The organism is Perlucidibaca piscinae DSM 21586 (assembly GCF_000420045.1).
Classification (GTDB): domain Bacteria; phylum Pseudomonadota; class Gammaproteobacteria; order Pseudomonadales; family Moraxellaceae; genus Perlucidibaca; species Perlucidibaca piscinae.
Genome location: NZ_ATUE01000006.1, coordinates 117,554 through 132,335, shown reverse-complemented (window position 1 = coordinate 132,335; position 14,782 = coordinate 117,554). Strand labels below are relative to the sequence as shown.

The window sequence follows — 14,782 nt, the reverse complement described above, 5'->3', positions numbered from 1 at the left end:
AAGATCAATGAAGTTGCCCGAAGTGCAAAAATAAGATATTTAGCCACTAGAACCTAAGACTGAGTTTAGATAGCCTTAATATTAGCCAACATAAAATCTGATAAAAAGAAAATAAATATCAAAAGGAATGCACATGTCAAGTTATTGTTTTATTGCTCCAGACGCACTTGAACTCATAGAAAGAGCACAAATAAAAGAGAATATTGAAAGCTTTTCAGAAGGCAACAAGAAGCAAACATATGTTTTATGTCGCCCTCTTTCTAAAGATGACGCAACCTATGACTATGACGATGCAGTTGTCATATTTTCATCCGGTCATCGACCATTTTTTATAGATCTTGGAAATAACCCAGAAGCTTTCGAGGAATACAAAGCCGATTTTCTTGAAGATGTTTCTTTTTTGTCAGAAAAGTTTAAGTATAGAGAGAAGATTGGTCGCAAAAAAAATTGGATGTTACTCTTTGAAACCCTCGATCCTAGTAATTTAAATATCGAGTCATTAGCAGTACAGAGCCCACCCGATGGTCGTCGTGTAGACCTGATAACCTCGTTAGTAGTTGGAAGCATTAATGATGTATCAAAAATAAGTTTAGAAGCAACAGACCTTCTAGAATCCGTCAAATCAAAAATAATACTTTTTGATACTGATCAGACAAGTTTTGTTTTTAGATCAAGCGGCAGCAGAAAATTTGTAATTCAAGGCTTGGCAGGCTCTGGAAAAACAGAACTACTGCTACACAAAATGAAAGAAATATACTCAAATGATTTGAATGCAAAAATTGCATTCACTTGCTATAATAAAATACTTGCCTCGTCAATGAAGGATAGAATACCAGTTTTTTTTGATTTCATGCGCGTTGAAAGGCAAATTGACTGGAATAAAAAATTATTTTGCTTTCACTCTTGGGGAAGTGGGCGCGACCCTCATTCGGGGATGTATCGCTATATTTGCCATCACTATGAAATTCCATTCGGCAGCCTACAAGCAGGTAGTTTTGATAGCCTGTGCAAGAAAGCAATTAAAGAAATATCTGCTATTCAAGAAGAGAAAGACCATATATTTGATTATGTTTTCATTGACGAGAGCCAAGACTTCCCAAAGAGCTTTATAGATCTCTGCGAAATGACAACAAAGAAAAGAGTCTTTGTTGCCGGCGATGTCTTTCAAAATATTTTTCGTCCATTTGATGATGATGTTAATGGCGCAGATATGGTTCTGAAAAAATGCTACCGAACCGACCCAAAAAATCTTATGTTTTCACATGCTCTTGGCATGGGGCTTTTTGAAACCCCAGTTCTCAGATGGTTAAAACCAAACGAATGGGATTCTTGCGGATATAAAATTGAAGAGAAAAATGATCATGCATTACTATCACGTGATCCACTGAGAAGATTCGAAGATATTCCAAATAACTTCGAAAGCACAAGAATTTATTCATTAAAAGAGGGTCAAACAATATCAGATTCAATCCTGGATATAGTTCAAGAAATAAAATCAAGACATCAAACCCTTAAGCAAGGCGACATTGCAGTAATATTCCTAGATAAAGACGGCTATATTTATGATGCGATCAGCGATCTAAAAATTGCAATAAAAGAAAAATTCAATTGGGATGCAAATATATCTTTTGAATCAAAGAACAGCCACCCAGATAAATTTTTTATATCAAATATAAATAATGCAAAAGGGCTCGAGTTTCCATTTGTAATTTGCTTCGCAGCAAATTTAAATAGAAATCCCTCATTCCGTAATGCATTATACACAATGATGGCTAGATCATTTCTTGAAAGCCACTTGGTTCTAGGAAGACGCGCCAATACCGAAGTATTATCCAGCATAAGTATAGGGCTTGAGCATATCACTCAACATGGAGTAATGAACGTTAGAATTCCATCACCTGAAGAAATAGCCAGCCAAAAAGAACTTATAATTTTAAATGAGCAAACTTCTATTGAAGAACATGTGAAGCAATTTTGCGCAACGAAATCAGCAAGTCCAAGGCTTGTCGCCAAGTTAATAAAAAGAATGAATGATATTTTAGAGGACTCAGATTATGACGAGGAATATCTAAGAGATATGCTTGAAGCAGAGTACAAGAGAAATATGATCTTATGAGCATCTTTTATTATAAAGATATACCGGAGTCGAGACTTAAAGGATTTCGGCCAGTTAGAAGCGCACTTGACAATCTTAGCAATATACTCGAGATAGTGGAGCTTGTTAATACATGCGGCCATCATATGACTACGTTGCATCAAGAAAATTTCGATTTTGTAATTTTTACTGGCGACCATTGTCGCGCACTTGTAAAGAAGCCTGACGGCTTCTTTACAATGGCAATTCCATTTCAAGCCATAAATGACGGAGAAATCCTCCGATTCAATTGCGATGAAGTTGGCGAGGAGGTTAGTGGAAAGCTTCTTTCAATCCTAAAAAATGCGATCTCAACAAGCAAAATTCAAATTTCACACGAGGATATTATTTTTTCATTCTGTGAAAGCTTTGACTTAGAGGTGCATGAGGCAATTTATTATTATGATGCGTTTGCCTCACTTCTATCTGAAGATCATGGATACTTCAGATTTGACGATGATGAGATAAATCAAAATGGAAAGATTCACCCTCGGTTTCATTTTGATTTTTTCTTCAAAAACTCCTCGTCAGTTAAGATTGGCATTGAGAGGCCAGTAGATATTAATTTTTTTCACTCACTATTCAACAGGACTCAAGACAGGTACTTTCTAGCGAAATAACAAATCACAAAAAAGGTTCTTTTTCTTTAGATATACCAAATTTAAATCTACCATTAATACATTTATGTAGCCTAACTCGCAAATCGACACTAAAAATCCAGCCCGGTCCTGAGACAGCATCACACAGCCCCATTCCCTCCAGATACTGCAGCCGCCCGATCAGCAACCGTCGGTAGCGTTGATCCGGACACCGCTCTGCAAGCCTCTCCAGCGTCACTCGACCATCCGGCGCCATCCGCTGCAGCGCCCGATCAAGCTCTGTCCAACCAGGTCGCTCGACCTCGCGCATCTGATCACGCTGTATCTCCAACTCCGTCCTTGGCCCAAGCCACCGCGTCGCAATCTCACTCCCCCGCTTCCGCATCCCGGAGCTGATGTACTCGCGTGCGATCACTAGGTCACGGCCATCGTGCTGCTTCCCACGCAGCACGATGTGCGTATGCGGGTTGTCGGTATTCCAGTGGTCTACAGCCACCCAGTCCAGCGAAGTGCCCAGGTCTACCTGCACCTGAATCATCAGCTCGCGGGTATAGCTCTTGAGGTCGCCCAACTGGTCCGCATCCGCCGGGGAGACAATGCACCGGAACTGGTGTCGGTCATCGCGCACGCGACGCTCGAATCCATCCATGTCGGCGTCATCTGTGTGCAGCCCATAGGCCTGCCCTTGCTCTCCTTCTGGCCCGACACCCTCGCGCTCGATGTACCGCAGATGTGTGATGGTCGACCGCGTGCCAGCCCGCTGCAGGTTCACCAACCGCGTCTTGATGACCACGCGCCTGGCCTTGCGACCAAGCCCCTGCCCCATCATCCGCGAGGCCACTTTGCCGCGCCCCAGCGAAGCGCCCGTGCGTGCCGCAGGTCGGTTCAGCGCACGGCCTCCGGCCTTGCTCGCCTCACGGATCACCTGGCTGACAAAACGTTGATGCCGACCCTTGGGCGTCCCCGGCCGGACATCAAAGCCATCTTCATCACGTCCTGACATGGCGTAGCCTCCAGCGTGCTTGCGCGCGCTCCGTCGCAGACGGCACGCACTCGTCCCAGTGTTTGCCGTGTGTCCGCGTTTTTGACGGCACGCGGCTGGTGTGGTCTGGTGCTGCGTGCAACGCAGCATTGGGAGGGCATGGAGCACGGCCACGTGCCGTCCCCTTTTATCTTGCCCTCCCGCTTTTCGCTCGCTCCCGCTCGCTCAGTGGCCACCCGACTCCGCAGGTGCCCAGGTCCACAGGGGGCGAGCGCGGCCAATCACGCGCTCACGCGTGACCGGGCCGAAGTAGCGGCTGTCGTAAGAGGCGGCGCTGGTCTCGCTCAGCAGGAACAGCTCGTCTGCCGCGAGACGACGACAGCCGCGCCAGGCAGAAAGCGGTCGACCTTGCGCGTCTGCGGCACGCAGATCGGCAACATGTCGACCATCAATCAGCACGGCATCTGCTTGCACACAGACATGCTGCGGTGCACGCGCCGCGATGTGCTTCACCAACGGGATGCCGGCAGGAAGGTAATCGCGCTGGGCGGCCAGTGCAGCCGCTACAGCAGGTAAATGCACCAGCACATGCTCACCGACGTGCAACTGCTCGGCAGCCTCGACTGCATACCAACCTTCCGGCGCACTGCTACTGGGGTTGTAGATCACGCACGATGGCATGCTCGCGGTCGCCACCAGCGCCAGCGCGCTGACGGCCAGTGACATGCCGGCAAGAATCATCCGGCTCATCGCAGCACCTCCCGACGCTGTGCGGCGAGGTGTCGCGCTGGCGTGTAGTCCGGTAGCGGCTGTCGCGCCGCGATTCGATGCTGAACCAGACGCCAGTAATCGGGTGACACGGAGCACGGCGATAGACCATCCGCCTCCAGCTGATCAATCAGCCCCAACAGCTGCATCACACGCGGCTGGCCAGAGCCACGCAGCAAAAGCTGTGCGCCCGGCTGAACACCACGAACGCACGAAACACATTCACCCGGTTCTGCCGCCTGCAGAACCATGAGCACCCAGCGTGTCGTGCCATAATTATTGGCTTGCCACTCGACACGACAGAACAGGCTACCGGGTGCGAAGTCGGCGACACGTTGTTGCGCATCCAGGTCATGGATCGCCACTGGTTCACCAAAGCGCAGCCAGACGTTCACACTATCCGGCACGAACAGCAGCTGCACCCGCGTCAGCGGCGCGCTCATGACGCATCCTCGGGAAAGTGCTGCTCCAGCAGTTCACGCAGCAGATCCGTCACCGTCCTGCCCTGCTTGAACGCCGCGACCTTGATGCGTGCCCGCATCTCCGGCGTGACATCCAGTGTCATGCGGGCGGTGTAGATATCCGCTTTGACAGGATCAGGAACAGGAGCCGGCGGTTTGTCCTGTCGTACCCAGGCCTCCAGCGAGGGATCGGCAGACGGACGCTGACCGAAGGGCATGCGCCGGCTCATGACGACCTCCCGCACCATTCGACAGTGCGCAACTCAGCCGCAAGCAGACGAATCTCATCAGCTGCCCTGCCCTCCGGCTCCAATTCGCACGCCAATGCCCCTGAGGCGACGCTGTCGGCGAAAACGATGCGTTGCCGCACCTCGGCAGCAATTGCAGGCAACGTCTGCTCAGAGAGCGCCTGGCGCACTTCCCGGCCGATAACGGTATGACTGACCCGGCGATTGATCACGAAGGCGGCCTGAAGGGCCGGCTTGAAGATCCTCGCCTCCTGAATCAACGTGACCATCTCGGCACTGGCCCAGATGTCATAGGGACTGGGCTGCACCGGAATCAGCACCAGGTCGCTGGCGAGCAGCGCGGAGCGCGCCAAGGCCGTGACCCGTGGTGGCCCATCGATGATGACGTGGTCAACGCCACGGGCCATCGCAGGGGCTTCCTGATGCAAAGTCTCACGGGCGAGACCGACGACCGTGAACAGTCGCGCGTAGCCGCTCTGGCTGCGTCGCTGTGACCAGTCCAGTGCCGAACCTTGCGGATCGGCATCGATCAAAAGAACCGAGGCGCCCTCACTGGCCAGCTGACCGGCCAGATGGGTGGCGAGCGTGGTTTTACCCACGCCGCCTTTCTGGTTGAGCAGGGAAATGATCATGTTCTCACCCCCGAAAACCGCGGATGTTGTCCACAGACCGTGACCTGCCCTACTACTGTTATTCTTTTATGGTTATATAAGTTACGGAGCGCTGAAACGCAGACACCGCAAGGGCTGTAGCCCGAGTTGTGCGCCTGATAGCACGGGTCGTTTGCGCCTGATAGCACGACCCTGACTGCGCCTGATAGCACGAGTGCGATCACAGGATATCCTCCGTTTTATCTTCCGACTGGGCACGCTGGAGCACCCGGCTCCGGGCGCGGCAAGAAAGTCAGGGTTTCGTGTCCGTCAGCGCGCAGACGCACGCTGAGTCGGTAGCCAGGCAAGGACTGACGCGCGACGATGCGGCGGATGTCGAGGGCGAAATCCGAATAGCGGGCCATCGAGCCCGACTTGAGATAGAGATGCTGAAACGCAAAGTGCCAGCCGCCTTTCTGGCGACCGCCATGCTTGCGCACCAGCCGATACAACCAGCGCTCGATGCCACCACCTAGCCGGAAATACGCTGGGTCGATGGTGAGCACCAGCGCCTCTTCCAGCACACCGGCGTAGAACCAGTCGGGCAGGATCAGCTCAAGTCCCAAGGGCTTGCCCTCGGCGTTAGCCAGCTCCTTCCACTCGTTGATCCACGAGAACCGATGCAAACGCCGCCCGGTCGTTTCGCGGATGGATGTGGCGACGCTGGTGGACTGCAGACGATCCAGTGCTGCCTTCAAACGCTGGTAGTCACGCAGCGAGGTGCCACGACCGATGAAAGTCAGAATCTCGTAGGGCGTGGCCTGCATGAGCCGCGAGGTGCGCATGCCCAGATCGCGTGCCTCGACAATCTGGCTGGCCGCCCAGATCAGAATGTCGGCATCCCAGATGGTCGCCAGACCATGCTCCAACGTGCCTTCGACCCGCACCTGCACCCCGCCGGCACGAAAGTCGATGGGCTGCACCCGTCGCGACTTGCCGAGCGCGAAGAACGGATAGGCCATCAGGTCCTGGGCATCGCGCGGGGCCATGATGGGTGGCAAAGCACGGAACAGTTCGAGCTGCCCGGCGCCATGCGCCTCAGTTCTATCCGCTCGCTTCACACGTGACATGGCGAGTGGCTCTCAGCGCGCTGCGTGCGGCTTGCCTTAATCCAGCTCGCGCGTGCCCTCAAAGCAGCGCTCATTTGCCCAAGTGACCAGGTCGTCGAAGGCATACATGACGCGCCGGCCAAACTTGCGAAAGCGCGGACCGCCGCCCAACATGCGGCGCTTCTCCAGCGTGCGCGGCGACAGCCGCAGAAACGCAGCCGCCTCGGCATTGGTGAGGTATCGAACGGCGCTGCTGGCAGCGGGCATCAGCGTATCCATGGACATGACAAGAACCTCCAGCGTGGGCTATCGGCGGCAGTCGTCTTGCCGCCGGTCACAGCAAGTCTCGGAGGTCATGGGCGCTGAAGGCTGTTTGAGTGCTGATGGCTTTTGGTGAGCCAGACCCGCTGGGCCAGCGATTGATGCTTGCGGCTGCAACAGCCGAAGCAAAAAGGGGGCGAAGCCCCCTGGGGCTCACAAGAGCCCGCGTTCCGCGAACGACACCGACGTGAAGCCGCCGACCACGAGATGATCGATGATGCGCACATCCACGAGCGCCAGCGCCTCCTTGAGGCGCCGGGTGATCTGCCGATCCGCTGGACTTGGCTCGGGGTGTCCGGAGGGGTGGTTATGCGCCACGATCATGGCGCCCGCGTTCAGCGCCAGCGCCGCTTTGACGACTTCGCGCGGGTGGACGCTGGCACTGTCGATGGTGCCCCGGAACATCTCGCGATAGGCGATCAGCCGATGCTGGTTGTCGAGGAAGAGCACCGCGAAAACTTCGTGCTCCAGGCCTGCAAGCTTCATCTGCAGGTAGTCTTTCGTCGCGTCCGGCGACGAGAACTTCTCGCCCCGCTGCAGCTTCTGATCGATGACCTGACGAGCCACCTCGAGGATGACGTCAGCCGATGCCACCGAGTAGCGGCCGTTTTCGTTGCGCACCATCAGCGTAGCTGGTGATTGAGCAATGCGATTCATGGTCTTTCTCCGATCTGCGGGCGGATTTGCCCGAGACCGGCGGAACACATCGCAGCGCAGCAGTCAGGGATCGCAGACGGCGCAGCCGCGAGCATGCGGAGCACGCGCAGTCCTTGTCGGCGAGAACGGTGTGGTACGGTGAAGGGATCAGCAAGGCCGACCTACTGCCCTCTTACACAACTACGGATGTGAACGAAGGTACAGATACGCTTTTACGGTTCAGCGCTTTATCACTGAAGCAGGGGTGCCGGGTACACTTAGCCAGCGCAAAACAGAAAACTCACATCTAGAGGAAAATTTGAAATTAAGCAGATCGAATCTAGAATTTTGACTATTTTTGCAAAGCTTGAGAAAATCGGCGCGGAGTGCTAAAACTTGAGTAGCCATTTGGCATGAAAATATAATTCTTGCCGGGCATTTTAGCATACAACTCAGTGAATTTTAATAATTAATCCACACAAAATAATTAGAATGAACATTATTAATTTATTAACCTCATCGACACCGCTCTGGCTTGTTATATTTATCTCAATAATTGGCTATGTCTTACAAAAAATATTCGAGAAAAAACTAGAAATCATGAATATTGAAAAAGCGGAGGACCTTAAAAACGAATCGAATAGAACATTCGGAATTTATGAGAAGAAAAAAGAAGCAATTGAAAAAGTAATGTACTCATATTATGAATGCATTGATCATGTTGATAAAAACTTCGATAGCGCCACATCAAGATTTGCCTTAATTCCTGAGGATACAATTAGAGCTTATGAAAAAGCGCTAGCCAGCAATTTTTTATTTATAGATGAGTTCTCCTGGAAGTGTACAAAATTTAGTGTTGCTTTATTAAGAAATAACTCCGCACGACTCCTCAATAAAAATCCAATTACAAGGAAAGAATTTTACATACATGACCTTGTTGCCTTAAATTATTTATATACTGAGCTCCAGAAATATTTTAGAAAAAATTTAAGCCTTTCCACTGAAGAAGCAGATATTAGAAAAGTTCTAGCCATTTTTTTATACACAGAATACTCTGGAATAAAAAAATACTGCAAATTAAAAGATTTAGTTAAAATTGAGTACTGTGAAACTGGGATAGACGAGCTAATAAAAAAAATCGACACATCTGCAAGCGAAGTCAAGTCAGATATTGACTCAATTATCGCCGAAATCGAAAATAGTGGATCCCAGATACTATTACTTTCTATAGATAATTTTAAATATCTAAAAGAACTAGCCGTGAAAGCATTATAGCTTTTACAGCGAAAACTGTTGCTTTATTTTAGTTATACACTCCGGCAATGATTCATTAAGCCACTACAATCTCGACTCTGAAATCAGTGGATCATGCTGACCAGCGCACATTGCCTAGACTAGCCGAAACCTGATGTACATGCTCAGGCTTTAGGTTGGTATAGCGCTTCAGCATCTTCCAATCCTTGTGCCCCGTCACCAGCGCCACCTGCTCAATGCGGAATCCCACCTCGAACAGCCGACTGGCCGCCTCGTGGCGCAGGTCGTGAAAGTGCAGATCCTCGATCTTCAGCTCTTGGCACGCTCTGCGGAAAGCCGTACCCACGGATTTGCTGAAATACGGAAAGCACTCCGGCTCCCGACGCCCTGCAATCTTCTGTTCGGCCAGCAACGCCCACGCGTCATAACCCGTGGCAGCGATCAGCGGCACCTTCACATGGTTGCCATCCTTGTCGCGCGGGTCCTTTCGATCACGCACCAGCACGGTCTTGCCAGCCACGTCCACATCGCTCCAGCGCACGCGGCAAATCTCCTCCTGACGCATGGCCGTCGCGATGGCGAACTTGCAGATACGCGTCATCGGCAATCGCAAGCGATTGTTATTGTCGAAATGGTCAAACAGACGCTGCAGCTCGTTCGGTGTCGGCCGACGATCCCGCTCCTTGCTCTTGCCAATCAGGCCTAATCGCTTGAGCGCGATACGCGCAAGGTCGACAGGCTCTGGCGAGATGTCAATTCCGTGCACGGCGGCCGCGTGCGACACTACGAGCTTGAGATACCCGATATCCATGGAAATGGTGACCGGCCCTGCCCCCTGCCTTGCGCGATCCTTGCCGAACTGAATCAAGCGCTCGCGGGTCAGCTCCTTGAGCTTCACGTTGCCGAGCTGCGTCTTCAGCGCCTCCATGACGAAGCTCTTGGATCGGCGCATGGGCTTGCCCACTTCCAGCATGTCCGTCACATGCAGGTCGATCAGATCACCCACCGTGGTCGGGTCGGAAATGGATCGTCGAGTGGGAGTGCGTCCCTGGTCGATCTTTCGCTCTGTCTCCAAGGCCCACTTCTGGGCATCGGCATGACGGCGGAAGGTCTCGCTGACATAGCAGTTCTTGCGACGCACCTGGACACGCCAGTTGCCGGACTCAAGACGGGTGAAACTGGCCATGGCACTCTCCTTTTCGTGTGCACTATGTGTGCACTGATAGGGCGAAACAGGGCGTTTTCAGGCGAAAATGAGTGCACACGAGCGTGCAAATTCATTCGTCCAACACATTGAATTATATAGATAAGTTGATGATTTTACAACCAAAAAATTTATCCATTGCACCTATGATGGACTGGACCACCCGCCACGCCCGCAACTTCCTGCGCCTGTGCAACCCCCATGCCCGCCTCTACACAGAGATGGTGACCACGCAGGCGCTGGTGTTCGGCGACGTGCCGCGCCACCTGCGCTTCGAGGCCGAGGAACATCCCATCGCCTTGCAGCTGGGCGGCAGCGACCTCAAGGATCTGGTGCACTGCACGAAGCTGGGCGAGGACTGGGGCTATGACGAGGTCAATCTCAACGTGGGCTGCCCGTCTGACCGCGTGCAGCAGGGGCGCATCGGCGCCTGCCTGATGGCGGAGCCGGATCATGTCGGCGAGGTGCTGGCCGCCATGCAGGCAGCGGTGAAGATCCCGGTCACCGTCAAGCACCGCATCGGCATCGACGGGCTGGAGCGTTACGAGGACATGCTCGACTTCGTCGACCGTGTCGCTGCCCGTGGCTGCACGCACTTCATCGTTCACGCACGCATCGCCATCCTGGCCGGACTGTCGCCCAAGGAAAACCGCGAGGTGCCGCCGCTGCGCTACACCGACGTCTATCGCCTCAAGCAGGATCGCCCGCACCTGACCATCGAGATCAATGGCGGCATCAAGACCGTCGACGAGATCGTCGGTCACTGGCAGCACACCGATGGCGTCATGATCGGTCGCGAGGCCTACCAGAACCCCTACCTGCTGGTGCAGGCGCGTCGACTCTGGGGTGACACCGAGCTGCCCTCGCGCGCCGACATCCTCAACGCCTACCTGCCCTTCGTGGAGCGCGAGCTGGCCGCCGGCTGCCCGCTGAACCAGATCACCCGCCATATCCTGGGTCTGTTCCAGGGCATGCCCGGCGGCCGGCGCTATCGCCAGGTGCTGAGCACGCGTGCGCATTTGCCTGGCGCCGGTCTGGATGTTCTACTCGACGCAGCCGCTGCCACAGGAATCTCTGCATGAATGCCCCGCTGAACCCGCTGCAACAACTGAAAGCCTGCACCGTGGTGGTCGCCGACACCGGTGACATCGAAAGCATCAAGCGACTGCAGCCCACCGATGCCACCACCAACCCCTCGCTGATTCTGAAAGCGGCCAGCGACCCGCAGTACGCGGACATCCTGGCGCGCGGCGTGGCGGCAGCCAGCCGGGTGGCACCCTCGCAGCGCCTGACCGCGGCGATCGAGGCCGTGGCCGTGGGCTTTGGCGTGGAAATCCTGCAGCATGTGCCGGGTCTGGTGTCGACCGAGGTCGACGCCAGGCTGTCGTTTGACCAGCGTGGCACCGTCGAGCAGGCACGTCGCGTGATTGCGCGCTATCGGGCCGCAGGCGTCGACCGCGAGCGTGTGCTGGTCAAGATCGCCAGCACCTGGGAAGGCATCCAGGCCGCACGCGTGCTGGAGCGCGAGGGCATACGAACCAACCTGACACTGCTGTTCTGCTTTGCCCAGGCCCAGGCTGCCGCCGAAGCTGGCGCCACCCTGATCTCGCCCTTCGTGGGACGCATCCTGGACTGGTACAAGGCTGAAACGGGGCAGGACTACAGCGCCGACACGGATCCGGGCGTGGTCTCGGTGCGCGAGATCTTCGATTATTACAAGGCCGTCGGACATGCCACCGTGGTGATGGGCGCAAGCTTTCGCAACACCGGCGAGATCCGTGCCCTGGCCGGCTGCGACAAGCTCACCATCGGCCCTGCCCTGCTCGATGCGCTGGCTCAGGAAAGCGCGCCGCTGGCTCCGGCGCTGCAAGCCGATGCCGTGGCCATCCGGCCGCGCCTGCCCGAACTCAGCGAGGCCGGCTTCCGCTGGCAGCTCAACGACAACGCCATGGCCACCGACAAGCTGGCCGAAGGCATACGCCTGTTCGCGGCGGATCTGGTCAAGCTGGAAAGGCTGCTGGAGCCACGTCTGAACTGACGTGGCGGCTCACTGACGCTGACGCTGCTCGCTTTCGAGGGCGTCGACCAGGCTGCGGAAGCAGGCCTGGTTGCTTTCATTGAGACCCATGAGGGTGCGGTGGGCGTCGATGACGGCCTGGGTCACCGACTCTTCGTTGATGCAGTTTCCCGGCACCTCGTCGAGCCGGTCGCGCAGCGCGGCCGTGGTGTTGAGAATGCGGAAGACCTGGTCAAAGCCCATGCTGACCAGAATGTGCTGGATGTCGGGATTGATGCAGAAGATCACCGCCCTGCCCAGCCCGCGCTGCTGCAGCAGCACGGCGATGCGAGCGAGCAGACCGAGCGCGGTGGAGTCGATGGACTCGGTCTCGGTCAGGTCGATCAGCACGGCACGCAGATCGTCGTCATGACCGATCTGCTCCTCGACAAAGGTTTCCAGCGACGTGCACAAGGGGACGCGAACGTCTCCTCGCAGCTTGAGAACATAGGTGCCGTTGTGCACGGCATAGTGCATCTTGCAGGCGTCCATCGTCATTCGTCGCGTCGAATCATCAGCAAGGCAATGTCATCAGGGACATCTGCCAGGCTGGCCAACGCCAGGCGCTCCGTCAGGGTATCCATTTGACCGTTCGCGGCAGTGACCTCGCTTTGCAGCCAGGCTTCCTTGGCGACCAGATCTCCGGCTGGAATGACTTCTAGGATACCATCTGAACAGGCCAGAAGTGAAAACCGTTGTGCCAGCGCCACCTCATGCTCCTCGTAGCGGGCATCCGGAAACAGTCCCAGCGGCAGACCCTGGCCGCGCAGCGGCGTGGTGACCCCCTCCTGCCACAGCAGCGGTGGCGGATGATGGCCGCCGAGGGCATAGGTCAGCACCTGGCGGTTGGTATCAATGACGCCGCAGAACAAGGTCAGGTGCTTGCCGGTGTCGAGCACGCGCAGCTCCTCGTTCATCGCGGCCATGATGCGTGCCGGCGACAGGCTGAGCATGCTGGCACGCTTCTCGTAGTGCCTGCGAATGCGGTTGGTCAGCGTCTTCAGGAACACGGTGACAAAGGCGCTGGAGGCGCCGTGCCCGGAAACATCGGCCAGGTAGAAGGCGGTGCGACCGACCCCCACGCTGAAGTAGTCCACGAAGTCACCGGACAGGAACAGTGACGGCTGGATCATGTGCGACAGGGTCAGGCCGTTGCTCAGATGCGGCGTGGGTGGCAGCAGACGACGCTGCACCTGGCGTCCGGCGCGCTGGTCATGCTCGAGCAGCTGCAGGCTGTGCTGCAGCTGCTGGTTGGCGCGCTCGAGCTGCTCGCGGTAGCGGTGGTTCTCTTCGCGCAGCTGGAAGCGCTCCAGTGCCGCCCGTACCGAGACGCGCAGAACATCCTCGTTGAGCAGGGACTTCACCAGGAAGTCACTGGCACCCTGCTGCAGGGCACGCACGGCGGCGTCCAGGGCGGCATCCTCGGTGAGCACGATCACGGAGGATGCCGGCAGCGCCTGCAGCAGACTGCGCAGCAGATGCGAGTCATTGGCCATGGCCAGCGAGAACTCGCTGAGAATCAGGGCCGGGCGCAACTCGCAGGCAAGCCGGTAGCCCTCGTCAGCCGACACGGCGGCGACCACCTCGAAGCCGTCCTGTCGCAACCATCCAGCCAGTCGCCCGCAGGCGGTCTGGTCAGCCTCGATCACCAGGAGCGGTCCCGGTGCATAGGTACTCATTGCGCGGTCGGCTCGCTCACGTCACCCGACACCTCGTCAGAAGGATCCTCGTCCAGGAACTCGTCCTTCTCGATGCGGCCGTCAGCAATGGCAAATTCGCGCTGCTGCAGGTAGTAGTCGCGAATGAAGTTGTAGCGATCGCCCTCGATGACCTTCTCCACCGACAGCAGGTCGGCGCGCACGTCGACCACCTCGACAAAGCCCAGCACCATGGCGAAATCGTCATTCATGTAGACGCGCGGATCACTGGCAATGTCGCCGACCCTGCCGGCCGTGTCACGCACCGTGCTCGGCCCCAGCAGCGGCAGCACCAGATAGGGACCGGGCTTGACACCCCAGACCGCCAGGGTCTGGCCGAAGTCTTCCTTCTCGCGTTTCACGCCCATCCTGGCCGCGACATCGAACAGACCGCCGACACCCACGGTGCTGTTGAAGATCAGGCGCGAGGTGGTGGCTGCTGCCGCCGCCGGCTTGCCCTGCAGCAGCTGGTTGACCAGGGTCACCGGACTGGACAGGTTGTTGAAGAAACGGCTGATGGCGTCATCGACGACTTGCGGCGTCACCGTCTGGTAGCCCTTGGCGAGGGGCTTGGTGACATAGCGATCGAGCGTTTCATTGAAGCGGAAGACGGCCCGGTTGAAGCCCTCCCACGGGTCGGCGGCGTCTGCCGCCAAGGCCTGCGGGCTGACGGCTGACAGCAGGAGTACGGCTGCCAGGGTGGAATGACGAAGCATGCGCATG

The 14,782-nt window shown here is 55.6% G+C and carries 17 protein-coding genes; 5 read left to right on the top strand and 12 right to left on the bottom strand.

What is annotated here, in order from left to right; translation table 11 throughout:
• Nucleotides 1-133 precede the first annotated feature (133 nt).
• Nucleotides 134-2,116: a DEAD/DEAH box helicase gene (locus tag F595_RS14430; RefSeq protein ID WP_084682828.1), complete on the top strand. Its 1,983-nt coding sequence runs from the start codon at nt 134-136 to the stop codon at nt 2,114-2,116.
• Entirely contained in the window at nt 2,113-2,754 is a 642-nt protein-coding gene (locus tag F595_RS14425) for a hypothetical protein (RefSeq protein ID WP_084682827.1), read from the top strand. The genes F595_RS14430 and F595_RS14425 overlap by 4 nt, the downstream gene beginning before the upstream one ends.
• A 4-nt stretch (nt 2,755-2,758) precedes the next feature.
• Here the strand turns inward: F595_RS14425 and F595_RS12770 are convergent, their stop codons facing one another.
• From F595_RS12770 to radC, 8 genes are all read right to left on the bottom strand, one after another.
• A complete protein-coding gene (locus F595_RS12770) occupies nt 2,759-3,736 on the bottom strand; it encodes a hypothetical protein (protein ID WP_022955693.1) in 978 nt (325 codons plus the stop codon).
• Nucleotides 3,737-3,940: 204 nt separating this feature from the next.
• Complete coding sequence (locus F595_RS0104575; protein WP_026913230.1) at nt 3,941-4,465, bottom strand: S26 family signal peptidase; 525 nt, start codon at nt 4,463-4,465, stop codon at nt 3,941-3,943.
• On the bottom strand, nt 4,462-4,926 hold the full coding sequence (locus F595_RS12765) for a DUF2840 domain-containing protein (protein WP_022955691.1): 465 nt from the start codon (nt 4,924-4,926) through the stop codon (nt 4,462-4,464). The genes F595_RS0104575 and F595_RS12765 overlap by 4 nt, the downstream gene beginning before the upstream one ends.
• A complete protein-coding gene (locus F595_RS0104565; RefSeq protein WP_026913229.1) occupies nt 4,923-5,174 on the bottom strand; it encodes a hypothetical protein in 252 nt (83 codons plus the stop codon). Before F595_RS0104565 ends, F595_RS12765 begins: the two co-directional genes overlap by 4 nt.
• Nucleotides 5,171-5,824, bottom strand: coding sequence for a ParA family partition ATPase (gene parA / locus F595_RS0104560; RefSeq protein ID WP_022955689.1), 654 nt, complete (start codon nt 5,822-5,824; stop codon nt 5,171-5,173). The genes F595_RS0104565 and parA overlap by 4 nt, the downstream gene beginning before the upstream one ends.
• Before the next feature lie 218 nt (nt 5,825-6,042).
• Nucleotides 6,043-6,912 (bottom strand): replication initiator protein A, encoded by an 870-nt coding sequence (locus F595_RS12760; protein ID WP_022955688.1) that lies wholly within the window; start codon nt 6,910-6,912, stop codon nt 6,043-6,045.
• A gap of 36 nt (nt 6,913-6,948) precedes the next feature.
• The gene (locus tag F595_RS0104550; RefSeq protein ID WP_022955687.1) at nt 6,949-7,176 is read right to left on the bottom strand and encodes a helix-turn-helix domain-containing protein; all 228 of its coding nucleotides are present in this window, start codon (nt 7,174-7,176) and stop codon (nt 6,949-6,951) included.
• 189 nt (nt 7,177-7,365) lie between these two features.
• Nucleotides 7,366-7,869 carry a RadC family protein gene (gene radC, locus F595_RS0104545; RefSeq protein ID WP_022955686.1) on the bottom strand — a complete coding sequence of 168 codons (504 nt, stop codon included), beginning with the start codon at nt 7,867-7,869 and terminating at the stop codon, nt 7,366-7,368.
• A 579-nt stretch (nt 7,870-8,448) separates the two neighbouring features.
• Here radC and F595_RS14615 point away from each other — a divergent pair.
• The gene (locus F595_RS14615) at nt 8,449-9,123 is read left to right on the top strand and encodes a hypothetical protein (RefSeq protein WP_156873792.1); all 675 of its coding nucleotides are present in this window, start codon (nt 8,449-8,451) and stop codon (nt 9,121-9,123) included.
• A 91-nt stretch (nt 9,124-9,214) separates the two neighbouring features.
• Here the strand turns inward: F595_RS14615 and F595_RS0104540 are convergent, their stop codons facing one another.
• Nucleotides 9,215-10,288 carry a site-specific integrase gene (locus F595_RS0104540; RefSeq protein WP_022955685.1) on the bottom strand — a complete coding sequence of 358 codons (1,074 nt, stop codon included), beginning with the start codon at nt 10,286-10,288 and terminating at the stop codon, nt 9,215-9,217.
• 128 nt (nt 10,289-10,416) lie between these two features.
• Here F595_RS0104540 and dusA point away from each other — a divergent pair, with 128 nt between their 5' ends.
• Nucleotides 10,417-11,388 carry a tRNA dihydrouridine(20/20a) synthase DusA gene (gene dusA, locus F595_RS12755; RefSeq protein ID WP_084682826.1) on the top strand — a complete coding sequence of 324 codons (972 nt, stop codon included), beginning with the start codon at nt 10,417-10,419 and terminating at the stop codon, nt 11,386-11,388.
• Nucleotides 11,385-12,344 (top strand): transaldolase, encoded by a 960-nt coding sequence (gene tal / locus F595_RS0104530; protein ID WP_022955683.1) that lies wholly within the window; start codon nt 11,385-11,387, stop codon nt 12,342-12,344. Before dusA ends, tal begins: the two co-directional genes overlap by 4 nt.
• 9 nt (nt 12,345-12,353) lie before the next feature.
• Here the strand turns inward: tal and F595_RS0104525 are convergent, their stop codons facing one another.
• The 3 genes from F595_RS0104525 to F595_RS12750 are packed head-to-tail and all read right to left on the bottom strand — an operon-like array spanning nt 12,354 to nt 14,781.
• On the bottom strand, nt 12,354-12,854 hold the full coding sequence (locus F595_RS0104525; protein ID WP_026913227.1) for an STAS domain-containing protein: 501 nt from the start codon (nt 12,852-12,854) through the stop codon (nt 12,354-12,356).
• 2 nt (nt 12,855-12,856) lie between these two features.
• Nucleotides 12,857-14,041 (bottom strand): PP2C family protein-serine/threonine phosphatase, encoded by a 1,185-nt coding sequence (locus F595_RS0104520; protein WP_022955681.1) that lies wholly within the window; start codon nt 14,039-14,041, stop codon nt 12,857-12,859.
• Entirely contained in the window at nt 14,038-14,781 is a 744-nt protein-coding gene (locus F595_RS12750) for an MlaA family lipoprotein (protein ID WP_022955680.1), read from the bottom strand. The genes F595_RS0104520 and F595_RS12750 overlap by 4 nt, the downstream gene beginning before the upstream one ends.
• Nucleotide 14,782 lies beyond the last annotated feature (1 nt).